The 21,792-nt window shown below is 70.6% G+C and carries 19 protein-coding genes; 3 read left to right on the forward strand and 16 right to left on the reverse strand.

Translation table 11 applies throughout. The features are described 5' to 3' along the window. Nucleotides 1–51: 51 nt before the first annotated feature. From ACFVH5_RS19515 to pgsA, 15 genes are all read right to left on the reverse strand, one after another. A complete protein-coding gene (locus ACFVH5_RS19515) occupies nt 52–2,613 on the reverse strand; it encodes a RelA/SpoT family protein (RefSeq protein WP_384810166.1) in 2,562 nt (853 codons plus the stop codon). Nucleotides 2,614–2,841: 228 nt separating this feature from the next. Further along, entirely contained in the window at nt 2,842–3,381 is a 540-nt protein-coding gene (locus tag ACFVH5_RS19520) for an adenine phosphoribosyltransferase (RefSeq protein WP_385834911.1), read from the reverse strand. Continuing rightward, nucleotides 3,378–4,511, reverse strand: coding sequence for a protein translocase subunit SecF (gene secF, locus ACFVH5_RS19525; RefSeq protein WP_384810170.1), 1,134 nt, complete (start codon nt 4,509–4,511; stop codon nt 3,378–3,380). Before secF ends, ACFVH5_RS19520 begins: the two co-directional genes overlap by 4 nt. Nucleotide 4,512: 1 nt before the next feature. Beyond that, on the reverse strand, nt 4,513–6,264 hold the full coding sequence (gene secD / locus ACFVH5_RS19530; RefSeq protein WP_384810173.1) for a protein translocase subunit SecD: 1,752 nt from the start codon (nt 6,262–6,264) through the stop codon (nt 4,513–4,515). 139 nt (nt 6,265–6,403) lie between these two features. Next, entirely contained in the window at nt 6,404–6,937 is a 534-nt protein-coding gene (gene yajC / locus ACFVH5_RS19535; protein ID WP_385834912.1) for a preprotein translocase subunit YajC, read from the reverse strand. Nucleotides 6,938–7,101: 164 nt separating this feature from the next. Beyond that, complete coding sequence (gene ruvB / locus ACFVH5_RS19540; RefSeq protein ID WP_385834913.1) at nt 7,102–8,172, reverse strand: Holliday junction branch migration DNA helicase RuvB; 1,071 nt, start codon at nt 8,170–8,172, stop codon at nt 7,102–7,104. 126 nt (nt 8,173–8,298) lie between these two features. Continuing rightward, nucleotides 8,299–8,910: a Holliday junction branch migration protein RuvA gene (ruvA, locus tag ACFVH5_RS19545; RefSeq protein ID WP_385834914.1), complete on the reverse strand. Its 612-nt coding sequence runs from the start codon at nt 8,908–8,910 to the stop codon at nt 8,299–8,301. Then, a complete protein-coding gene (ruvC, locus tag ACFVH5_RS19550) occupies nt 8,907–9,452 on the reverse strand; it encodes a crossover junction endodeoxyribonuclease RuvC (protein WP_385834916.1) in 546 nt (181 codons plus the stop codon). The genes ruvA and ruvC overlap by 4 nt, the downstream gene beginning before the upstream one ends. Nucleotides 9,453–9,673: 221 nt before the next feature. Continuing rightward, the gene (locus ACFVH5_RS19555; protein ID WP_385834917.1) at nt 9,674–10,426 is read right to left on the reverse strand and encodes a YebC/PmpR family DNA-binding transcriptional regulator; all 753 of its coding nucleotides are present in this window, start codon (nt 10,424–10,426) and stop codon (nt 9,674–9,676) included. Nucleotides 10,427–10,502: 76 nt separating this feature from the next. Then, nucleotides 10,503–11,108, reverse strand: coding sequence for a pyridoxal 5'-phosphate synthase glutaminase subunit PdxT (gene pdxT / locus ACFVH5_RS19560; RefSeq protein WP_385834918.1), 606 nt, complete (start codon nt 11,106–11,108; stop codon nt 10,503–10,505). 66 nt (nt 11,109–11,174) lie between these two features. Next, nucleotides 11,175–12,098, reverse strand: a complete 924-nt coding sequence (pdxS, locus tag ACFVH5_RS19565) for a pyridoxal 5'-phosphate synthase lyase subunit PdxS (protein ID WP_385834919.1) — start codon at nt 12,096–12,098, stop codon at nt 11,175–11,177. 188 nt (nt 12,099–12,286) lie between these two features. Further along, nucleotides 12,287–12,832, reverse strand: a complete 546-nt coding sequence (locus tag ACFVH5_RS19570; RefSeq protein ID WP_385834920.1) for a hypothetical protein — start codon at nt 12,830–12,832, stop codon at nt 12,287–12,289. A gap of 444 nt (nt 12,833–13,276) precedes the next feature. Continuing rightward, nucleotides 13,277–14,449: a glycosyltransferase family 4 protein gene (locus tag ACFVH5_RS19575; RefSeq protein WP_385834921.1), complete on the reverse strand. Its 1,173-nt coding sequence runs from the start codon at nt 14,447–14,449 to the stop codon at nt 13,277–13,279. Further along, nucleotides 14,446–15,444: a phosphatidylinositol mannoside acyltransferase gene (locus ACFVH5_RS19580; protein ID WP_385834922.1), complete on the reverse strand. Its 999-nt coding sequence runs from the start codon at nt 15,442–15,444 to the stop codon at nt 14,446–14,448. Before ACFVH5_RS19580 ends, ACFVH5_RS19575 begins: the two co-directional genes overlap by 4 nt. After that, the gene (gene pgsA, locus ACFVH5_RS19585) at nt 15,441–16,139 is read right to left on the reverse strand and encodes a phosphatidylinositol phosphate synthase (RefSeq protein ID WP_385834923.1); all 699 of its coding nucleotides are present in this window, start codon (nt 16,137–16,139) and stop codon (nt 15,441–15,443) included. Before pgsA ends, ACFVH5_RS19580 begins: the two co-directional genes overlap by 4 nt. A 283-nt stretch (nt 16,140–16,422) precedes the next feature. On the opposite strand from pgsA, the gene ACFVH5_RS19590 reads away from it, so the two are divergent. Next, complete coding sequence (locus tag ACFVH5_RS19590) at nt 16,423–18,621, forward strand: elongation factor G-like protein EF-G2 (protein ID WP_385834925.1); 2,199 nt, start codon at nt 16,423–16,425, stop codon at nt 18,619–18,621. A 167-nt stretch (nt 18,622–18,788) separates the two neighbouring features. Then, nucleotides 18,789–20,450, forward strand: coding sequence for a hypothetical protein (locus tag ACFVH5_RS19595; protein WP_385834926.1), 1,662 nt, complete (start codon nt 18,789–18,791; stop codon nt 20,448–20,450). A gap of 36 nt (nt 20,451–20,486) precedes the next feature. Here ACFVH5_RS19595 and ACFVH5_RS19600 read toward each other — a convergent pair whose 3' ends face one another. Further along, nucleotides 20,487–21,047: an HIT family protein gene (locus ACFVH5_RS19600; protein WP_385834927.1), complete on the reverse strand. Its 561-nt coding sequence runs from the start codon at nt 21,045–21,047 to the stop codon at nt 20,487–20,489. Between the two features lie 67 nt (nt 21,048–21,114). Between ACFVH5_RS19600 and ACFVH5_RS19605 the strand changes: the two genes are divergently transcribed. Next, nucleotides 21,115–21,771 (forward strand): potassium channel family protein, encoded by a 657-nt coding sequence (locus tag ACFVH5_RS19605; RefSeq protein WP_385834929.1) that lies wholly within the window; start codon nt 21,115–21,117, stop codon nt 21,769–21,771. Nucleotides 21,772–21,792: the final 21 nt, after the last annotated feature.

Consider the following 21,792-nt stretch of genomic DNA (forward strand, 5'->3'; position numbering starts at 1 on the left):
GGGCCTCCCGTACGGTCCGTACGGGAGCCCCTCCTGTGTTGTGTCCGGCTGCTAGGCCTCCGAAGGCCTGCGGGCCGATGTCACTCGGTAGACGTCGTACACGCCCTCCACTCCCCTGACCGCCTTCAGGACGTGGCCCAGGTGCTTGGGGTCGCCCATCTCGAAGGTGAAGCGGGAGGTGGCCACCCGGTCGCGGGACGTCTGGACGGCCGCGGACAGGATGTTGACGTGCTGGTCGGACAGGACGCGTGTGACGTCCGACAGGAGCCGTGAGCGGTCGAGCGCCTCGACCTGGATGGCGACCAGGAAGACCGAGGACTGGGTGGGCGCCCACTCGACTTCGAGGATGCGCTCGGGCTCGCGGGACAGGGAGTCGACGTTGACGCAGTCCGTGCGGTGGACCGACACCCCGCTGCCGCGTGTCACGAAGCCCATGATCGGGTCGCCGGGAACGGGCGTACAACAGCGGGCCAGCTTGACCCACACGTCGTCGACGCCCTTGACGACGACACCCGGGTCGGCGTTCGAGCGGCGCTTGCGGCCGCGGCCGCGGGCGGGCGGGACGCTCTCGTCGATCTCCTCGGTGGCGGCCTCCTCGCCGCCGAGCGCCTGCACGAGCTTCTGCACGACACCCTGCGCGGCCACATGGCCCTCACCGATGGCCGCGTACAGGGACGAGATGTCGGGGTAGCGCATCTCGTGCGCGAGCGTGACCAGCGAGTCGCCGGTGAGGATGCGCTGGATCGGCAGGTTCTGCTTGCGCATGGCGCGCGCGATGGCGTCCTTGCCCTGCTCGATCGCCTCGTCGCGGCGCTCCTTGGAGAACCAGGCGCGGATCTTGTTGCGGGCACGGGGCGACTTGACGAAGCCCAGCCAGTCCCGGGAGGGTCCGGCGCCGGCCGCCTTGGAGGTGAAGACCTCCACCAGGTCGCCGTTGTCGAGGGTCGACTCCAGCGGTACGAGGCGTCCGTTGACGCGTGCTCCTATCGTGCGGTGGCCCACCTCCGTGTGCACCGCGTAGGAGAAGTCCACGGGGGTCGCGCCGGCCGGCAGCGCTATCACGTCGCCCTTCGGCGTGAAGACGAAGACCTCGTTGCGCGAGAGGTCGAAGCGCAGGGACTCCAGGAACTCGCCCGGGTCCTCGGTCTCCTTCTGCCAGTCGAGGAGCTGGCGCAGCCACGCCATGTCGTTGAGGTGGTCGTCCTTGCCGGTGGTCCGCGGCTGGTCGGAGCGCACCTTGGAGGCGCCGGCGACGGCCTCCTGCTTGTACTTCCAGTGGGCGGCGATGCCGTACTCGGCGCGGCGGTGCATGTCGAACGTACGGATCTGGAGTTCGACCGGCTTGCCGTTGGGCCCGATGACCGTCGTGTGCAGCGACTGGTACATGTTGAACTTGGGCATCGCGATGTAGTCCTTGAACCGCCCCGGAACCGGGTTCCAGCGGGCGTGGACGGTGCCCAGTGCCGCGTAGCAGTCGCGGACCGTGTCGACGAGGACGCGGATGCCCACCAGGTCGTAGATCTCCGCGAAGTCACGGCCGCGGACAATCATCTTCTGGTAGACGCTGTAGTAGTGCTTCGGGCGGCCGGTGACGGTCGCCTTGATACGGGCCGCGCGCAGGTCGGACTGGACCTCGTCGGTCACTATGGCGAGGTATTCGTCCCTCTTGGGGGCGCGTTCGGCGACCAGGCGCACGATCTCGTCGTACATCTTGGGGTAGAGGATCGCGAAGGCGAGGTCCTCCAGCTCCCACTTGATGGTGTTCATGCCCAGGCGGTGGGCGAGCGGCGCGTAGATCTCCAGGGTCTCGCGCGCCTTCTTCTCCTGCTTCTCCCGCTTGAGATAGCGCATGGTGCGCATGTTGTGCAGGCGGTCGGCGAGCTTGATGACCAGGACGCGCGGGTCCTTGGCCATGGCGACGACCATCTTGCGGACGGTCTCGGCCTGCGCGGCCTCGCCGAACTTGACCTTGTCGAGCTTGGTGACGCCGTCGACGAGCAGGGCGACCTGGTCGCCGAAGTCCTTGCGGAGGGTGTCGAGGCCGTACTCGGTGTCCTCGACCGTGTCGTGCAGGAGCCCCGCCATCAGCGTCGCCGGGTCCATGCCCAGTTCGGCGAGGATCGTCGTCACCGCGAGCGGGTGCGTGATGTACGGGTCGCCGCTCTTGCGCTTCTGGCCGCGGTGCCAGCGCTCGGCGACCTGGTAGGCGCGCTCGACCTGGCGCAGCGTGGCCGTCTCGATCTTCGGGTCGTTGCTGCGCACTATCCGCAGCAACGGCTCCAGCACCGGGTTGTACGGGTTCGAGCGCTGGACGCCGAGACGGGCGAGCCGGGCCCGTACACGGTTGGAGGAGCCGCCGGAGCGCGCGGGCTGGCCGGCGGCGGGCCGGGCGGCGGACGCGGGGCGGGCCGCCGGCGTGGAGGCCTGCCGCTCGGGAGCCGCCGGCTCGGGACGTGGCTGATCCGCCGCCTCGGCCGGGGCGGCCGACCCGTTCTTCGCGGGTGCGGGCGCGGCGGGCGTGCCCGTGGACACCGCGGGCTGCTCGGGCTTGGCGGCGGGTGATACCCCCGGGCGGTCGGCCCTGGGGGCGAGTGGCTGGGCCTCGTCTGGCAAGAGGGCTCCTCGTGCGCGATCCGGGTCCCCGGTCAGGCTCCGGAAACCCCATGGTAGCGATCCTGGGCTCGGGTCTCGCCTTCGGCCGGTGGGACGGCCTTCCACGGGAGAAACACGAGAGGCGGGTCCCGGATTCCTCCGGGACCCGCCTGCGCGGTGTCCTGCGGGGTTCTGAGCGGTGTCGGACGGGTGGCCGCCCGGTTGCCGGGAGGCAGGTCGTCCGGTCGCTCAGACCGTGAGCAGTGCCTCCAGCGGGACGCCGTCCAGAGCGGGCTCCAGACGGGCACGGCCGCCCAGGAAGCCCAGCTCCATGAGAACGGCGACCCCGGCGACCTCGGCGCCCGCCCTGCGGATCAGCTGGAGCGAGGCCTCGGCGGTGCCGCCGGTGGCGAGGACGTCGTCGACGACCATGACGCGGTCGCCCGGCGTGAGGTCCTCGGCGTGCACCTCGATCTCGGCGGAGCCGTACTCCAGCTCGTACGACTGGCTGAGGGTCGCTCCGGGGAGCTTGCCCGCCTTGCGCACGGGGATGAAGCCCAGTCCGGCGCGGACCGCGACGGGGGCGCCGAGGATGAAGCCGCGGGCCTCCAGGCCGACGATCTTCGTGGCGCCGTTGCGGACACTGATCTCGGCCAGGGCCTCGGTGAGCGCCGTGAACGCCGCCGGGTCCGCCAGGAGCGGGGTGATGTCCTTGAACACCACGCCCGGCTCCGGGTAGTCGGGCACGTCACGGATGCGGCTGAGCAGCAGCTCCTCGACGCCGGTCATCGGCGCTTGCCCGAGGGACGGCCGCGGCCCCTGCCCCGGGACGAGGGCTGGGCGCGCTGGGCACGGGGTCCGACGACCGCGGGGGTCGCGTCGTCGTCCTCCGGCTCCTCGTCGTCGTACGAGCGCTCGACGACCGGGGCCTCCAGGGACTCGCCCTTCGCCGCGGCGGCGGCCCGCTTGGCCAGGACGCGCTTCCTCAGTGCCTTTATCTGCGGCTCGCGCTCCTTGAGGTCGGCGACGAGTGGCGTGGCGATGAAGATCGAGGAGTACGCGCCGGCGGCGAGGCCGACGAACAGCGACAGCGAGATGTCGTTGAGCATGCCCGCGCCGAGGACACCGCCACCGATGAACAGCAGGCCCGCCACCGGGAGCAGCGCGACGACCGTGGTGTTGATCGAACGCACCAGGGTGCCGTTGATCGAGCGGTCGGCGATCTCGCTGTAGGTGTAGCGGGTCTGTTTGGTGATGTCCTTCGTCTGTTCCTTGAGGCTGTCGAAGACGACCACCGTGTCGTACAGCGAGTAACCGAGGATCGTGAGCAGACCGATCACGGTGCCCGGGGTGACTTCGAACCCGACGAGTGCGTAGACGCCGACCGTGATGGTGATGTCGTGGATGAGCGCCACGAGCGCCGCCGCGGCCATGCGCCACTCGAAGGCGATCGCCAGATAGATCACGACGAGGACCATGAAGATCGCCAGGCCCTGCCAGGCCTTGTTGGCGACCTGATCACCCCAACTGGGGCCGACCAGATCGGCGTTGATCTTCTCCGGGTCGACCTTGAGGTCCGAGGCGAGGGTCTTCTTGATCTGGTCGGACTTGCTGGTGTCGACGCCGGCGACCTGGATGCGCAGTCCGCCGTTGCCGAGCTTCTGGACGATCGCGTCGTGGCCCGAGGCCTCTTCCGCGTACGTCTCGGCCTGGCTCACCGAGACGCTGGTGCGCTCGGTGGTGAAGACGGCGCCGCCCTGGAACTCGATGCCCATGTTCAGACCGCGCACCGCGAGGCCCAGGATCGCCGTGATGGTGATCAGGATCGAGACGCCGTACCAGATCTTGCGCTTGCCGACGAAGTCGTAGCCGATCTCACCGCGGTGGAGCCGGGCGCCGAGCGTGCCGAGTTTCGACATCTCACGCCTCCTTCGTGTCGACGGGGGCGGACGCACGACGGGTGCGGCGCAGCGGCGGCTGCACGCCCAGTCGCTTCGGGTCGAGGCCGGACCAGCTGTGGCCCTCCGCGAAGAACTTCCTGCGGGCCAGAAGCGTCATCAGCGGCTTGGTGAAGAAGAAGACGACCACCACGTCGAGCAGGGTGGTCAGACCCAGGGTGAAGGCGAAGCCCTGGACCTTGCCGACGGTGACGACGAAGAGCACGGCGGCGGCGAGGAACGACACGAAGTCGGAGACCAGGATGGTGCGCCGGGCGCGCGGCCAGGCACGCTCGACCGCGGGGCGCATCCTGCGGCCTTCGCGGATCTCGTCACGGATGCGTTCGAAGAACACGATGAACGAGTCCGCCGTGATGCCGATGGCCACGATGGCGCCGCAGACCGCGGGCAGGTTCAGCGCGAAGCCGATGGTCGGGCCGAGCAGCGCCATGATCACGTACGTCATGACCGCGGAGACCAGCAGCGAGGCGATGGCGATGAGCGACAGACCCCGGTAGTAGAGCACCAGGTAGATGATGACCAGGGCCAGGCCGATGGCGCCGGCGATCAGACCGGCCTCCAGCTGCTCGCCGCCGAGCGCGGCGGTGACGGTGGTGACGCTCGCCTCGGTGAAGGTGAGCGGCAGCGCGCCGTACGACAGCATGTTGGCGAGGTCCTGGGCCTCCTGCTGGTCGAAGCTGCCGGAGATCTCCGCGGTGCCGCCGGTCAGCGCCTGGCTGACGTACGGGTCGGAGACGACCTCACCGTCGAGGACGATGGCGAACTGGTTCTGCGGGGACTGGTTCTGCGCCAGCTTGCCCGTGATGCTCGCGAACTTCTTGCCGCCCTTGCCGGTGAAGTCCATGGTGACTTTCCAGCCCGCGGCACCCTGGGTGTCGAACACGGCCGAGGCCTTGTCGACGTCCGTGCCCTCGACCTCGGCCGGGCCGAGGATGTACTTCTGCCACTGGCCCTGCGAGTTCTGGCCGCAGGCCACGGTCGGGTCGCCGGCCTTGACGCCGTCACCGGCCTTGGCGCGGACCGTCTTCTTGCTGCAGTCCAGCGCGGTGTACTGCGCCTGGAGCTTCGCGGTCGCCGGGTCGGTGCTCGCGGACGCCGAGGGGCTGGCAGCGGGGGACTCGCTGCCCGTGCTGCTCCCCGAGGGAGTGGGGTCGGCCTTCAGCGCGTCGGTGACCGCCCGGCCCTGCGAGGTGGCGGAGGCGGAGGGCGACGAGGACGAGGTGGCCTTCTCGCTCTCCTTCGCCGAGGCGGAAGGGCTCGCGGAGGAGCTGCCGGACGCGCTCGGGGACGGGGTCGCGGCGTCGGCGCCGGTGACCTCGGTGACCAGCACGGGACGGAAGTAGAGCTTGGCGGTGGTGCCGACCTGTTCCCGGGCCTGCTCGGAGTTCGTACCCTTGGGGATGTTGACGATGATGTTGCTGTCGCCCTGGGTCTGCACCTCCGCTTCGCTGACGCCCAGACCGTTGACACGGCGGTTCATGATGTCGACCGCGGTGTCCATGTTGGTCTTGTTGATCGCGTTCTTCTGACCGGGCTCGTTCTTCGCCTGGAGCGTGATGCTCGTACCGCCGGCGAGGTCGATGCCCAGTCGCGGTGTCGTGTGCCCGGAGGCGAACATGCCGCCGGTGAGCGCCACGATGGCGATCAGGATCAGGGCCAAGGTGCGCCCCGGCCTGCTCTGGGTGCCCTGTCGGCCCTTCTTAGGTGCTGCCACCTTCTCGTTCTCCCTCTTCGTCCGCCCGGTCTCTCGGTACCTTCGCGGACGGGCATCAAATGGTGTGGGGTTCCACGCGAAGCCGGACGTCCGGGGACCGCGGCGCGCGAGCGGCGCACTCCGCGGTCCCCGGGCGTGGCTACTTCGTGTCGGACTCTCCGTCGGACTTCTTCAGCTCCGCGGCGTCGGTCTTCTTCGGCTCCGCGACGGCGGACTCGTCGGCGGGCTCGGCGACGGGCTCGGTCGTCGGCTCGGCGACGGGCTCGTCGGCCGCGTCCTTCTTGCCGAGGTCGACGTGCTTGTCGTCGGAGACGTCGGCGGACTCGTCCGTCTCGGTGAGGGAGGAGGCGTCGTCCGGCACGACCGACTCGTCGGACTTCAGGTCGTGCTCGATGCCGTGGACGATGCGGTTGTACTCGTCGTCGCCGAGGACCGCGCCGATGGCGTTCTTCGCGAAGAGCAGGTCGACGCCCGGGCCTGCGTCAAGGAGGACCGTCTCCTCGTTGACCTCCTTCACCGTTGCGTACATGCCACCGATCGTGCGGACTCCGGTGCCGGGCTGCATGTCGTTGCGCATCTGCGCAGCCGCATTCTGCTTCTTCTTGGCCGACCGGGTCATCAGGAACATGGCCCCGATGAGCACGATGAACGGGAGGAGGGTCACGAGACTCACGGGACGGAACTTCCTTCATTCGACCGCGATGGTGAGCGGCCTGATGGATGGGGGTATGTACGCCGTCGACAAGGGCGGCATCGGCGGAGTCTAAGCGAGTCCGCCGTCAAGGAACAACGCTCAGCATGGCACCGGGGTTCCTGACCTCGCGAGCCCCCTCGCCGTCACGCCCCGAACAGGTCCCCTTGTCCGTTTCCACCGGTTGACGACCGGGGCGGCGTGAGGCCCAGGTGAGCCCACGCGGCCGGAGTGGCGACGCGTCCGCGGGGCGTACGGGCCAGCAGCCCCTCGCGTACGAGGAAGGGTTCGGCCACCTCTTCCACCGTCTCCCGCTCCTCCCCCACGGCCACGGCGAGCGTGGAGAGGCCGACGGGTCCGCCGCCGAAGAGCTTGAGGAGGGCTTCGAGGACGCCCCGGTCGAGACGGTCGAGACCGCGGCTGTCCACTTCGTACACCGCGAGGGCGGCCCTGGAGATGTCCTGGTCGATGACGCCGTCGGCCTTGACCTGGGCATAGTCCCGGACCCGGCGCAGCAGGCGGTTGGCGATACGCGGCGTGCCCCGGGAGCGGCCGGCGATCTCGGCGGCCCCGTCCGTGTCGATCTCCACGTCGAGCAGATGTGCGGAACGGTGGATGACCCGCTCCAGCTCGGCGGGCTCGTAGAACTCCATGTGGGCGGTGAAGCCGAAGCGGTCGCGCAGCGGGGGCGGCAGCAGGCCCGCGCGCGTGGTGGCGCCGACGAGCGTGAAGGGCGGCAGTTCGAGGGGGATGGCGGTGGCGCCGGGGCCCTTGCCGACGATGACGTCGACGCGGAAGTCCTCCATCGCCATGTAGAGCATCTCCTCGGCGGGCCGCGACATGCGGTGGATCTCGTCGAGGAAGAGGACCTCGCCCTCCTGGAGGGAGGAGAGGATCGCCGCGAGGTCGCCCGCGTGCTGGATGGCGGGGCCGCTGGTGATGCGGATCGGGGCCTCCATCTCGGCGGCGATGATCATCGAGAGGGTGGTCTTGCCGAGGCCGGGGGCGCCGGAGAGCAGCACGTGGTCGGCGGTGGCGCCCCGCGCGCGGGCGGCGCGCAGGACGAGGTCGAGCTGTTCGCGGACCTTCTCCTGACCGATGAACTCACCGAGGTCCTTGGGGCGCAGGGCGGCCTCGACGGCCTGCTCCTCACGATCCCCGGCAGCACCGACGAGCCGCTCGCCGTCACCGTCGTCGGTCGTCTCGTCCCAGTTCATTCGGCGTGCCTCGCGGGGTAGTGGTTCAGGTCGTGCGGACGTGGGGTGCACCGAAGGGGCGCGGGGAACTGCGCGACCGGCCACGACGCACCCGCAGGTTCATGACGGCCCGTCCCCCGGCAGGGCTCAGCGGGCCCGGTTGAGCGTCTGAAGCGCGGCCTTCAACAACTGACCGATCTGCGGCACCTCGCCGGAGGCCTCCGCCTGAGGCGCAACCGCCGAAACCGCCTCGTCGGCCTCCCGGGTCGCATAGCCCAGCCCGATCAGCGCGGCATGCAGCTGCTCCCGCCACCCCGCGGCGACGGGCCGCCCGATCGCCGCGCCCCCCGTACCGAGCGGCTCCCCGAGGCGGTCCTTCAGTTCGAGCAGCAGCTTCTGGGCCCCCTTCTTGCCGATGCCCGGGACGGCGGTGAGGGCCTTCTCGTCCCCGGTGGACACCGCGCGGCGCAGGGCGTCCGGGCTGTGCACGGCGAGCATCGCCTGGGCCAGCCGCGGCCCCACCCCGCTGGCGGTCTGCAGCAGCACGAAGGTCTGGCGCTCGTCGTCGTCCACGAAGCCGTACAGGGTGAGCGAGTCCTCGCGGACGACCAGGGAGGTGGCGAGCCGGGCCTCCTTGCCCATGCGCAGTCCGGAGAGGGTGTCGGGGGTGCACTGGACGGAGATGCCGATACCGCCCACCTCGACCACCGCGGAGTCGGGGGCGAGGGCGGCGACCTTGCCGCTGACGAAGGCGATCATCGGGTGACCTTCCGGGTGGAGAGCTGGGCCCGGCGGTGCGCGGCCTGTGCCTGCTGGAGGCGGTTCACGGCCGGGGCACGCCAGATGTGGCAGATGGCGAGGGCGAGGGCGTCGGCGGCGTCGGCGGGCCTGGGCGGCGCGTCGAGCCGCAGCAGCCGGGTGACCATGGCGCCGACCTGGGCCTTGTCGGCGCGGCCGTTGCCGGTGACGGCGGCCTTGACCTCGCTGGGGGTGTGCAGGGCGACGGGGATGCCGCGCCGGGCCGCGCAGAGCATCGCGACCGCGCTGGCCTGGGCCGTGCCCATCACCGTACGGACGTTGTGCTGGCTGAACACCCGCTCCACGGCGACGTATTCGGGGCGGTGCTCGTCGAGCCACCGCTCGATGCCCTGCTCGATGGCGACGAGGCGCTGTCCCAACTCCGCGTCGGAGGGGGTGCGGACGACTCCGACGGCGATCATGGTGAGCGGCCGGCCCGCCACGCCTTCGACGACCCCGACACCGCACCGGGTCAATCCGGGGTCAACGCCCAGTACCCGCACCCGGCCCCCTCCTTCGACTGATCGGCCCCACCCGGCCACCACCGGGGGAGCTGTCCCCGGTTCGTGCAGGTTATCGGGTGCCACCGACAACGCCCGCCAGCGACGCCCGGCAAGGGGGCGGGCCGACAACGGGACGGGCCGACGGGATGTGTCCCGTCGGCCCGTTGAGCCCGTACCGGCTGCGGCGCGACGATGCGCGGCGGGCGGTGTGCGGCGCGGTGTTACGCGTCGACCTTCTCCATGACCTCGTCGCTCACGTCGAAGTTGGCGAAGACGTTCTGCACGTCGTCGCTGTCCTCAAGGGCGTCGATGAGCTTGAAGATCTTCCGGGCGCCGTCCTCGTCCAGCTCGATCTGCATCGTCGGGACGAAGTTGGCGTCGGCCGAGTCGTAGTCGATGCCGGCCTCCTGGAGCGCGGTGCGCACCGCGACCAGGTCGGTGGCCTCGGAGAGGACCTCGAAGGACTCACCGAGGTCGTTGACCTCCTCGGCACCCGCGTCGAGCACGGCACCGAGGACGTCGTCCTCGGACAGCTCGCCCTTGGGGACGATGACGACGCCCTTGCGGTTGAAGAGGTACGCGACGGAACCCGGGTCGGCCATGTTGCCGCCGTTGCGGGTCATGGCGACGCGTACGTCCGAGGCGGCGCGGTTGCGGTTGTCGGTGAGGCACTCGATGAGCACCGCGACACCGTTCGGGCCGTATCCCTCGTACATGATCGTCTCGTAGTCGGCGCCACCGGCTTCGAGACCACCGCCGCGCTTGACCGCGGAGTCGATGTTCTTGTTCGGGACCGAGGACTTCTTGGCCTTCTGCACGGCGTCGTAAAGCGTCGGATTGCCGTCGAGGTCCACGCCGCCCATGCGCGCCGCGACCTCGATGTTCTTGATCAGCTTCGCGAAGAGCTTGCCGCGCTTGGCGTCGATCACGGCCTTCTTGTGCTTCGTCGTGGCCCATTTAGAGTGGCCGGACATCTGCCTGTCTCCTTCGCGTAACCCAACCAGTACGAACTCCCGAGGCTTCGAGAGCCTGGGGGACCCCCAGATCCTACTAGGACGCCGCTGTCCGGGTCGCGCGCACCATGTCGACGAAGAGACCGTGCACGCGGTGGTCGCCGGTCAGTTCCGGATGGAACGACGTGGCGAGCGCGTTGCCCTGGCGTACGGCGACGATGTGACCGCCGTACTCGGCCAGTACCTCGGCCTCCGCGCCCACCGATTCCACCCAGGGGGCCCGGATGAAGAGTCCCTCCACAGCATCGCCCTCGATGCCCCTCACGTCGACCTTCGCCTCGAAGGATTCGTTCTGCCGTCCGAAGGCGTTGCGGCGCACGATCATGTCGATGCCGCCGATGGTCTCCTGGCCCGAGCGCGGGTCGAGGATCTTGTCGGCGAGCATGATCATGCCCGCGCAGCTGCCGTAGACGGGCAGGCCGTCCCGCACGCGCGCGCGAAGGGGCTCCATCAGGCCGAAGAGGACGGCCAGTTTGGAGATGGTGGTGGACTCACCACCGGGGACGATCAGTCCGTCGACCTCGGCGAGTTCCTCGGGGCGCCGCACCGGCCTGGCCACGGCGTCCGCCGCGGCCAGGGCGATGAGGTGCTCCCGTACGTCGCCCTGGAGGGCCAGGACACCTATGACGGGGGTGGTGCTCATCTACGGAGTGCCTGCCTTGTGTGAAGGGGTGCCCTGGAGAGGGTGGTTTCCGTCCGGAGGGACGGACTACCAGCCGCGGTTCGCGTAGCGCTCGGACTCGGGGAGGGTGTCGCAGTTGATGCCGACCATGGCCTCGCCCAGGTTGCGGGAGGCGTCCGCGATGATCTTCGGGTCGTCGTAGAAGGTGGTGGCCTTCACGATGGCCGCGGCGCGCTTGGCCGGGTCGCCGGACTTGAAGATGCCGGAGCCGACGAAGACACCCTCGGCGCCGAGCTGGCGCATCAGTGCGGCGTCGGCGGGAGTGGCCACGCCACCCGCGGAGAACAGCACGACCGGGAGCTTGCCCAGTTCGGCGACCTCCTTGACGATCTCGTACGGGGCGCGCAGTTCCTTGGCGGCGGCGTACAGCTCGTTGTTGTCGTAGCCGCGCAGCCGGGCGATCTCGTTCTTGATCTGACGCAGGTGGCGTACGGCCTCGACGACGTTGCCGGTGCCGGCCTCGCCCTTGGAGCGGATCATGGCGGCGCCCTCGGCTATGCGGCGCAGGGCCTCGCCCAGGTTGGTGGCACCACAGACGAAGGGGGTCGTGTAGGCCCACTTGTCGGAGTGGTTGACCTCGTCGGCGGGGGTGAGCACCTCGGACTCGTCGATGTAGTCGACGCCGAGGGACTGCAGGACCTGCGCCTCCACGAAGTGGCCGATGCGCGACTTGGCCATCACCGGGATCGAGACGGCCTCGATGATGCCCTCGATCATGTCCGGGTCGGACATGCGTGCCACGCCGCCGTCCTTGCGGATGTCGGCCGGGACCCGCTCCAGGGCCATGACGGCCACGGCGCCCGCGTCCTCGGCGATCTTCGCCTGCTCGGGCGTGACGACGTCCATGATCACGCCGCCCTTGAGCTGCTCGGCCATGCCGCGCTTCACGCGCGCGGTGCCGGTGGCCGGGGTGTCGGTGGACTGGACGGGCTGGGAGAGCGTGCTGGACACGGGTTGACCTCACTCGGTGAAAGAGGGCTTCTGCAGACACCGAGGAAACGCCCGGGGACCAGGCCACAGCAAGGGCCAATGGGTAGGCGGTGGCTCATTTTCCGGCCCATGCCGAGCTTTTCCGCTGTTCAGGGCGTTGTCCGGGATTCACGCACCCGCCCGGACCAGGGCCTCCGGCGGCCGGACCTCTACGTTCCGGGGCGGTCCGCGAGCGCCGTCGGGGGCTCGTCGTCCATCTCGAAGGCCAGCGGGAACGGGGCGTGTCCGGCCAGCCGGAACCAGCGCACCTTGCGGTGGCGGCGCAGGGCGCGGGCCGCGCGTACGGCGTCGTTGTGGAAACGCCGGGCCATCGGTACGCGGCGGACCGCCTGGGCGAGTTCGCGGGCCGCGTCCTCGCCGCCCGGGGCCGCCTGGACCACTTCCACCTGCTCGGTCTCCCCGAAGACGGCCCGCAGTGCCTGGCTGAGGTCGCTCTCGGCGACCTCCCGGTGGTCCTCCTCGGCCTGCCGGGCGGCGTGCGCGGCCTCGTAGAGCACCATCGACGCGGCCGGGTCGAGCACGCCGGCGGTGGCGAGTTCCTGGGCGACCGAGGCGCGGCGCAGGAGCTGTGCGTCGAGGGCTGCGCGGGCTGCGTCGATGCGTGAGTGCAGGCGGTCGAGGCGGCCCGCCGTCCAGCTCAGGTAGAGGCCGATCGCCGCGAGGGCGACCACGATCCAGATCAGTGTGGAGGTCACGGGGGCACACGCTACCGGTGGGGGCGCGTTGCTCGGCGGCGCCCCCGGATGGCGCCTGCGGCGCGCGCCCGTCTCCGGGTGCGGGCCCGGTGGGGGCTGGCCGCGCAGTTCCCCGCGCCCCTGAAAAACGGGGCTGCGCCCCCACGATGGCGCCCACGGCACCTATGCGACCGTCTCCGGGTGCAGGCCCGGTGGGGGCTGGCCGCGCAGTTCCCCGCGCCCCTGAAAAACGGGGCTGCGCCCCCGCGACGGCGCCTGCGGCACCTATGCGAGCGTCTCCGGGTGCAGGCCCGGTGGGGGCCGGTCGCGCAGTTCCCCGCGCCCCTGAAAGACCGGCTTCGCCGTGCCTTTCGTTTTTCAGCCCGTCCGGCGTTTGAGGACGAGGCCGTTCAGGCCGACAGGGGGGTCTGGGGGCGCAGCCCCCAGGGGACGGCGCCTCTCAGTTCAGTCCCGCGCCAAACCGAAGCGGGCCAGCAGACCGCCCGGTTCCGCCGGTTCGTCCGCCGCGGCGACCGCCGCCGCGCCGTCCGTGACCGTCTCGTAGACGGACAGGATGTCCGCGCCGACCGTCGACCAGTCGAAGCGCCGCACGTGCGCGCTCCCCCGCTCGTGGAGTTCCGCGCGTCGCGCCGGATCGCCGAGGAGCCGCACCGCCGACGTGGCCAGCGCGTCCGCGTCCTCGTTGGTGAACAGTTCGCCCGCCGCGCCCTGGTCGAGGACCTGCGCGAACGCGTCGAGGTCGGAGGCGAGCACGGGCGCGCCCGCCGACATCGCCTCGACCAGGATGATCCCGAAGCTCTCGCCGCCGGTGTTGGGCGCCACGTACACGTCGACGCTGCGCAGGAACCGCGCCTTGTCCTCGTCGCTGATCATGCCGAGGAACTCGACGCGCGGGCGCAGTTCCGCCGGAAGCTTCTCGACGGCTTCCTTCTCGTCGCCGCGTCCGGCGACCAGCAGCCGTGTCTCCGGCCGCTCGGCGAGGATCTTCGGCAGCGCCTTCATGAGGACCGGCAGGCCCTTGCGGGGCTCGTCGATCCGGCCCACGAAGCCGATCGTGCCGCCCTGCCACTCGGGGTTGGGCTCGGCCTTCGCGAAGAAGTCGACGTCGACGCCGTTCGGGATGACCACGGCGTCGCCGCCCAGGTGCTCGACGAGCGTGCGCCGGGCGTACTCGCTCACCGCGATCCGCGCGCTGATCTTCTCCAGCGCGGGCTGCAGGATCGGGTACGCGGCGATCATCGCGCGGGAGCGCGGGTTCGACGTGTGGAAGGTGGCGACGATCGGTCCCTGGGCCGCCCAGCAGGCCAGCAGGCCGAGGGAGGGCGAGGCCGGCTCGTGGATGTGGATCACGTCGAACGTGCCGTCGTGGAGCCAGCGGCGTACGCGCGCGGCGGACAGGAACCCGAAGTTCAGGCGCGCGACCGAGCCGTTGTACGGCACCGGGACGGCACGGCCCGCCGAGACGACGTACGGCGGGAGCGGTGTCTCGTCGTCGGCGGGCGCGAGGACGGACACGTGGTGCCCGAGCGCGATGAGGTGGTCGGCCAGGTCGCGGATGTGGAACTGGACTCCCCCGGGGACGTCCCAGGAGTACGGGCAGACGATCCCGATCCTCATGGTCGCTCCCCCTGCCGGGCCTGCTCGTCGCGAACCGCCACGGACGGGGGCTTTCCGCCGGGCGGCCCCGGGATCGGCTCCCCCGCGGTCGTCCCCGGGCGGGCTTCCAGGTCGGCGAGCCACAAGCGTTGCAGCATGTGCCAGTCCTCCGGATGGTCGGCGATCCCCGTGGCGAAGGCATCGGCCAGCGCCTGCGTCATGACAGACGTCTTCTCGGCCCGCGTACCTGACCCGGGTACGTCGACGGGGGGATGGACCCGGCCACGCATCACGGGCGAGTCGTCGTACCACAGGGTCACCGGCAGCAGCAGCGCGCCGGTCTGCTGGGCGAGCAGCGCCGGGCCCGCGGGCATCCGGGTGGTGTCGCCGAAGAAGGAGACCTCGACCCCGGAGGCGGACAGGTCGCGTTCGGCGACGAGGCAGACCAGGCCGCCGTCGCGCAGCCGCCGGGCCAGCGTGCCGAACGCGGTGCCGCCGCTGTGCGGCAGCACCTCCATGCCGAGGCCCTCGCGGTACGCCACGAACCGGTCGTAGAGCTTCTCGGGCTTGAGGCGCTCGGCGACCGTCGTGAACGGCGTCTCCAGTCTGGTGGTGACCCAGGCGCCCGCGAGGTCCCAGTTGCCCAGGTGCGGCAGCGCGAGGATGACGCCCTTGCCCGCCGCGAGCCCCTCGGTCAGATGGTGGAGGTCCTTCGGCTCGAAACCGCTCCTGATGCGTTCCTTGCTCCACGCGGGCAGCCGGAACGACTCCATCCAGTAGCGCAGATACGAACGCATGCCCGCGCGGGACAGCTCCGCGAGCCGCTCGGGACTCGCGTCGGGCAGCACGCGCGCGTAGTTCGACTCCAGACGCAGTACGCCCTTGCCGCGCCGCTTCCAGGTGATGTCGGCGATGGTCCGGCCGAGGCGCACGGCCACCGGCTCGGGGAGCTTCTTGACGGCTCCCCAGCCCGCGGCGTAGGCGCCGTAGGTCAGCTGGTCCCGCAGACCGCTCACGAGGTGGCCTCGCTGTTGTGCGAGGTGCTTTCCGGTGAGTTCCCCGGCGGGGCGGCGACCGCCGCGTCGGCCTCGGCGGCCTCGCGGCGGACCGTGACGACGCGCTGGACGAGGGTGACGACACTGCCCACGGCGACGATCCACAGCGCGACCGGCAGCAGTACGTCGATGCCGGGGACGCCGAAGGTCTTGTGGAAGCCCGCCAGGCCGGCCGCGACCAGCGAGATCACCAGGCGTTCGGCGCGCTCGACCAGGCCGTTGACGGCGACGGGCAGACCGATCGACTCGCCCCGGGCCTTGGTGTACGACACCACCTGACCGCTGGCCAGGCAGAAGATCGACACGGCGCACAGGACGTTGTCGTCGCCGTTGCCCGCGTACCAGAGGGCGAAGCCGCCGAAGATCGCGCTGTCGGCCACCCGGTCGAGTGTCGAGTCGAGGAAGGCGCCCCAGCGGCTGGAGCGGCCCAGCTGGCGTGCCATGTTGCCGTCGACCAGGTCCGAGAACACGAAGAGCGTGATGACGATCGTGCCCCAGAAGAGCTCGCCCCGGGGGTAGAAGACCAGCGCGCCCGCCACCACTCCGGCCGTGCCCAGGAGGGTGACCGTGTCGGGGCTCACCCCCCGGCGGATGAGAAACGCGGCGAACGGTGTGAGGACACGCGTAAAGAATGCACGCGCGTACTTGTTCAGCATGGCCTTCCCGACGGTCGGTGTGGCCGGGCGGCCCTGCTGGCCACCGGCTGGCCCATCGTAGCCACGCGTGCGCGTGTGCGACGGTCGGGCACCCGCACCCCGTGTCACGTCCTGGTGACATCCGGGGGGGCTCGGCAGGGGGCGGCGCGATCGCGTCCGTTGTATGGACGCACCGTGACGCGAGTGCAAAGCTCGATGGCACCGCGGGCGTCGTCGGAGCCGCCCCTCGCGGATCCGCCGGCCCGCGCCCCCAGTGACCTCACCGTGCACGGGAGGCAATTCCATGGGCGACAAGGCGAACGCACACCCCGGAGCCGCCGGCAGGGCCACGGCGGCCGACCACCCCGCGTCCGTACGGAATGTGGTGCTGGTCGGCCACAGCGGTTCGGGCAAGACGACTCTGGTGGAGGCTCTCGCGCTGACCGCGGGAGCGGTGAACAGGGCGGGCCGTGTGGAGGACGGCGGCACCGTCTCCGACTACGACGAGATCGAACACCGGCAGCAGCGCTCGGTGCAGCTGTCCCTGGTCCCGGTCGACTGGGACGGATACAAGATAAATGTGCTGGACACTCCCGGTTACGCCGATTTCGTCGGCGAGCTGAGGGCCGGTCTGCGAGCGGCGGACGCGGCCCTTTTCGTCGTCTCGGCCTCGGACGGCGTGGACGGCTCGACGCGCATGGTGTGGGAGGAGTGCGCGGCGGTCGGCATGCCGAGAGCCATCGTGGTGACGCATCTGGAGTCGGCGCGGGCCGACTTCGACGAGATGACGCGGATCTGCGCGGACGCGTTCGGCGCGGACGACCCCGACGCCGTACTGCCGCTGTACCTGCCGCTGCACGGCGCCCAGGGGCCCGACGGGCATGTGCCGGTGACGGGGCTGATCGGGCTGCTCTCGCAGCGGCTGTTCGACTACTCGTCCGGGGAGCGCAAGGAGTCCGAGCCCGGTCCCGAGCAGATGCCGCTCATCGAGTCGGCCCGCAACCGGCTGATCGAGGGAATCATCGCGGAGAGCGAGGACGAGACCCTCATGGACCGCTATCTCGGCGGTGAGGAGATCGATTTCAGGACACTCGTGGAGGACCTGGAGCGGGCGGTCGCGCGCGGGGTCTTCCATCCGGTGCTGGCCGCCGCGCCCGCCGCCGAGGGCGCCCGGCAGGGGCTGGGCACGGTCGAACTGCTCGAACTGATCACCGGCGGCTTCCCGACGCCGCTGGAGCGCGAGGCCCCGACGGTCACCACCCCGGACGGCCGGGCCCGCCGCGTCAAGGCCTGCGATCCGGACGGGCCGCTGGTCGCCGAGGTCGTGAAGACCGCCTCCGACCCGTACGTCGGCCGGGTCTCGATGGTGCGGGTGTTCTCCGGGACCCTGCGCCCGGACGAGACGGTGCACGTCTCCGGGCACGGGCTCGCCGACCGCGGGCACGAGGACCACGACGTCGACGAGCGCATCGGCGCCCTGTCCGCGCCCTTCGGCAAGCAGCAGCGGGCCCTCACGCACGCGATCGCGGGCGATCTGGCCTGTGTGGCCAAGCTGAACCGCGCCGAGACCGGTGACACGCTCTCGGCCAAGGACGACCCGCTCCTGATGGAGCCGTGGGAGATGCCCGATCCCCTGCTGCCGCTCGCCATCCAGGCGCACAGCAAGGCCGACGAGGACAAGCTCTCGCAGGGCCTGGGCCGGCTGGTCGCCGAGGACCCCACGATGCGGCTGGAACAGAACCAGAACACCCACCAGGTCGTCCTGTGGTGCCTGGGCGAGGCCCACGCGGACGTCGCCCTGGAACGGCTGCGCAACCGGTACGGCGTCCAGGTCGACGTCGTACCGCACAAGGTGTCCCTGCGGGAGACGTTCGCCGCCAGGTCGGCGGGGCGCGGCCGTCATGTGAAGCAGTCCGGCGGGCACGGCCAGTACGCGATCTGCGAGATCGAGGTGGAGCCGCTGCCCGGCGGCTCCGGCATCGAGTTCGTCGACAAGGTGGTGGGCGGTGCCGTGCCCCGCCAGTTCATCCCGTCCGTGGAGAAGGGGGTGCGCGCCCAGGCCGCCAGGGGCGTGACGGCGGGTTATCCCCTCATCGACGTGCGCATCACGCTGACCGACGGCAAGGCGCACTCCGTGGACTCCTCGGACGCGGCGTTCCAGACCGCCGGCGCGCTCGCCCTGCGGGAGGCCGCGACCGACGCGCGCATCCATCTGCTGGAGCCGGTCGCCGAGGTGACGGTCCTGGTGGGCGACGAATACGTCGGGGCCGTGATGAGCGATCTGTCGGGCCGGCGCGGCCGGGTCGTCGGCACCGAGCAGGCACCGGGCGGCCGGACCCTCGTACGGGCCGAGGTGCCGGAGATCGAGATCGGGCGGTACGCGGTCGATCTGCGCTCCCTCTCGCACGGCACCGCGCGGTTCGACCGCACCTACGCCCGGCACGAGCCCATGCCACCGCAGTTGACCGACAGGATCCGCGAACAGACGCAGGACGCTCGTTAGTTGATGTCCCCTTCGATCGGCGGGCGGCTGCGGCCGTCCGCCGACGAATGTCGGCCCCTGGCGATACGCTGAGAACCTGATCAAGACGATGACCTGATCAACAGGTGTGCGGAGCACCGAAGTCGGGAATGCCGCAGCAGCGGGGCAAGGCGGCGATGGGGGCGGTAATGGCGGACGACGCATTCGATTTCAGGCCGGGAGCGCAGGTTCCGCTCTCGGGTTCCGCGGGACAGACGGCGGCGACGTTCGCGCTCGCCTCCGCGGCCTATCGGGACAGCCCCGTCGAAGCGATCCTCGACGCGAACAGCGAGTGGCACCAGTCGAAGGTCTCACCGGGACAGAAGTGGGCGTCGATCTTCAAGCCGAACCTGGGCGAGGCCTTCGCCCGGGCCGTGCAGCTCCGGATGCTGGGCGGCGGTCGCGGTGCGCTCATCCAGTCCTTCGGCACGGAACCGCAGGTGGTCGTCGAGCACTGCCTGGCGGCCAACCGCATCCGCAAGGAGCGGGACAGCTGGCTCACCGCCGTGATGGTGCTGACCGGTCTGATCTTCCTGCCCGGTCTGCTCATCTGGCTGCTGGTCTTCCAGATCCGCCGCTCGGTCGCCAAGTCCGATGACAAGCGGGCCGGAGCCCTCGGCACCGCGATCCTGATCGGGGTGGGCGGCCTGGCGGTCCTCTTCCTGCTCAAGATGCCCTTCAGCGGCTTCTGGGCCTGGTATGCGCGCGCGGCGATCGTCGCGCCCGTCGTCGGCTGGGTCTGGGCGAAGCAGATCTGCGAGCGCACGGCCCACGATCTGCGGGAGCGCTGGAGCAGCCTGCTCGCGGGCGGCGGCATCGGTGCCAAGATTCCCGAGGCGGTGCCCGGCAGCCCCGGCGAGACGGCGGCCGAGCGGCTGCGCCAGGGCCTGGCACGGCTGAGCGCCGAGCAGCAGTCGAACTCGGTGTTCTACGCGGGCCCCAAGGGAATACTGGGCATGGGCACGCGCTGGGGCACCTGGCAGCTCGCCGAGGACCTGGTGTCGGCGGACTCCAGCAAGGAGATCCATCCGTTCCGCAGCTGGGACGTGATCCGGTCGATCCACGACCAGTTGCGCATGCTGGAGCGCGGCCCGCTCAACACCGGTGGTTTCCCGGCGCCTTCGATAAAGCACTGGGTGGTCACACCGATCAACGAGAACGCCGGCTCGGTCTCCCGCCCCGGCGGCACCGACGTGGACGCGTACCAGGTAAAGACGCACAAAATACAGGAGATCTGCAACAAGCAGCAGTTCGGCAGCGGTGACCGCCACTACCTCGGGGTCCAGTGGACGCTCTGGGACGGCCAGTTGATCATCACGATGCTGATCACCGTGACCGTGCTGCACGAGACGCTGCGCATCGAGGTCACCGGACACGCCCTGGGACCCGTGCACTCGCTGTTCACCAGCGGGCCCGCCGCCAAGACGAAAACGGTCCCGAAGACCGTCAGGTTCTGGGAGACCAAGACGCAGAAGCTGCCGCTGGTCGACGCCGACGAGGTCGTACGGCTCGCGGTGCGCGCGCCCTTCACCTGGTATCCGCCGATCCTCGACCACCTCGGCGGCAAGCTGACCCTGCCGGAGCCCTTCGGCCTGCGGCACGCCTGGGCGGCCAAGCCCTGGCGGCACCGCTTCATGGCGGACGACGCCCTGCGCGCGGCGACCCCCGTGCTGCGGGTGGTGCACGCGGCGGCGATCCGCGTGCTGAACGACAACGGCGTGGACACGACGAAGTTCGCGGGCCGCTCGTCCGCCCTCAGCGGGGCCGTCCAGGACGTCTCCCCGAAGAAGGCGGACCTGTACGACGCGTAGGCGTCCACGCCGGGTGGACGTGCGGGAGGCCGGGCCTCAGACCGACGGCCAGGCCTCCGCGAGCATCTTCCGCGTGTCCGCGAGGAGTTGCGGCAGCACCCGGGTGTGCCCGACCACCGGCATGAAGTTCGTGTCCCCGCCCCAGCGGGGCACGATGTGCTGGTGGAGGTGCGCGGCGATCCCGGCCCCCGCGACCGCACCCTGGTTCATCCCGATGTTGAAGCCGTGCGCGCCGGACGCGGTCCGCAGCGCGGTCATCGCCTGCTTGGTCAGCTCACCGAGCTCGGCGGTCTCCGGGACGGTCAGATCGGTGTAGTCCGCGACATGCCGGTAGGGCACGACCATCAGATGCCCACCGTTGTACGGGTACAGGTTGAGCACCGCGTAGACCTGCTCGCCGCGCTTGATGACGAGCCCGTCCTCGTCGGATTTCGCCGGAATCGAGCAGAAGGGACAGCCGTCGCCGGCACCGGGACCGGTCGGCTTGTTCTCACCCTGGATGTATGCCATCCGGTGGGGCGTCCACAGGCGCTGGAACGCGTCCTGTGTGCCGACTCCGATCTGCTGCTCCGGCTCACTCGTCATGAGGTGAAGCATATGGCTTCGCCCGTTCGCGGCGTGTCGCCGGGTACCGCGCGAAAGGGCCCGCCGCCAAGCTGAGGTGATGGACGACGACACCCGCACGACCCGCTGGGAGCGCCGCACCGAGCTGCCGCTCGTCGTCGCCTCGGTGCTCTTCTTCACCTCGTACGCGATCCGGGTCCTGGGCCACGGACTGCCCGAGCCGTGGCCGGGCGCCTGTGTCGCAGCGATGCTGGGGGCCTGGGCGGTGTTCGCCGTCGACTACGCCGTGCGCTGGCGGCTGAGCGGCCAGGGGCCCCGGTTCGTACGGACGCACTGGCTGGACACGGTCGTCCTCATGCTGCCCCTGCTGCGCCCGCTGCGCGTGGTGAAGGTCTACGAGACCGTGCAGCGCCGGCGCGGGCGGCCCCGGCTGGCCCTGCACGCCCGCGTGATCACGTACGCGGGTCTGGCCGTGTCCCTCCTCGGCTTCGCGGGCGCGCTCGCCGTGTACCAGCAGGAGCGCACGGCACCGGACGCGACGATCCACACCTTCGGCGACGCGGTGTGGTGGACCTGCGCGACGCTGGCGACCGTGGGGTACGGCGACGTGGCTCCCGTGACGCCCGTGGGACGGCTGATCGCGGTGGGCCTGATGGCCTGCGGGCTCGCCCTGCTCGGCGCGGTGACGGGGTCGTTCTCGTCGTGGCTGCTCCAGGTCTTCGCCGGCGAGGGCAACGAGAAGCCCCCGGGCGGCTGAGCCGCCCGGGGGCCTGTCGTC

The organism is Streptomyces sp. NPDC127119, from assembly GCF_042677425.1.
In the GTDB taxonomy this organism is placed as follows: Bacteria; Actinomycetota; Actinomycetes; order Streptomycetales; family Streptomycetaceae; genus Streptomyces.

Bases quoted from the DNA above. Each gene is read 5' to 3' on its own strand.
- ACFVH5_RS19590 (WP_385834925.1), top strand. From the start codon at position 16,423: ATGGGCGACAAGGCGAACGCACACCCCGGAGCCGCCGGCAGGGCCACG.
- ACFVH5_RS19555 (WP_385834917.1), bottom strand. From the start codon at position 10,426: ATGTCCGGCCACTCTAAATGGGCCACGACGAAGCACAAGAAGGCCGTG.
- ACFVH5_RS19520 (WP_385834911.1), bottom strand. From the start codon at position 3,381: ATGACCGGCGTCGAGGAGCTGCTGCTCAGCCGCATCCGTGACGTGCCC.
- pgsA (WP_385834923.1), bottom strand. From the start codon at position 16,139: ATGCTGAACAAGTACGCGCGTGCATTCTTTACGCGTGTCCTCACACCG.
- ACFVH5_RS19605 (WP_385834929.1), top strand. From the start codon at position 21,115: ATGGACGACGACACCCGCACGACCCGCTGGGAGCGCCGCACCGAGCTG.
- ACFVH5_RS19575 (WP_385834921.1), bottom strand. From the start codon at position 14,449: ATGAGGATCGGGATCGTCTGCCCGTACTCCTGGGACGTCCCCGGGGGA.
- secF (WP_384810170.1), bottom strand. From the start codon at position 4,511: ATGTCGAAACTCGGCACGCTCGGCGCCCGGCTCCACCGCGGTGAGATC.
- ACFVH5_RS19600 (WP_385834927.1), bottom strand. From the start codon at position 21,047: ATGCTTCACCTCATGACGAGTGAGCCGGAGCAGCAGATCGGAGTCGGC.
- ACFVH5_RS19595 (WP_385834926.1), top strand. From the start codon at position 18,789: ATGGCGGACGACGCATTCGATTTCAGGCCGGGAGCGCAGGTTCCGCTC.
- pdxT (WP_385834918.1), bottom strand. From the start codon at position 11,108: ATGAGCACCACCCCCGTCATAGGTGTCCTGGCCCTCCAGGGCGACGTA.
- ruvA (WP_385834914.1), bottom strand. From the start codon at position 8,910: ATGATCGCCTTCGTCAGCGGCAAGGTCGCCGCCCTCGCCCCCGACTCC.
- ruvB (WP_385834913.1), bottom strand. From the start codon at position 8,172: ATGAACTGGGACGAGACGACCGACGACGGTGACGGCGAGCGGCTCGTC.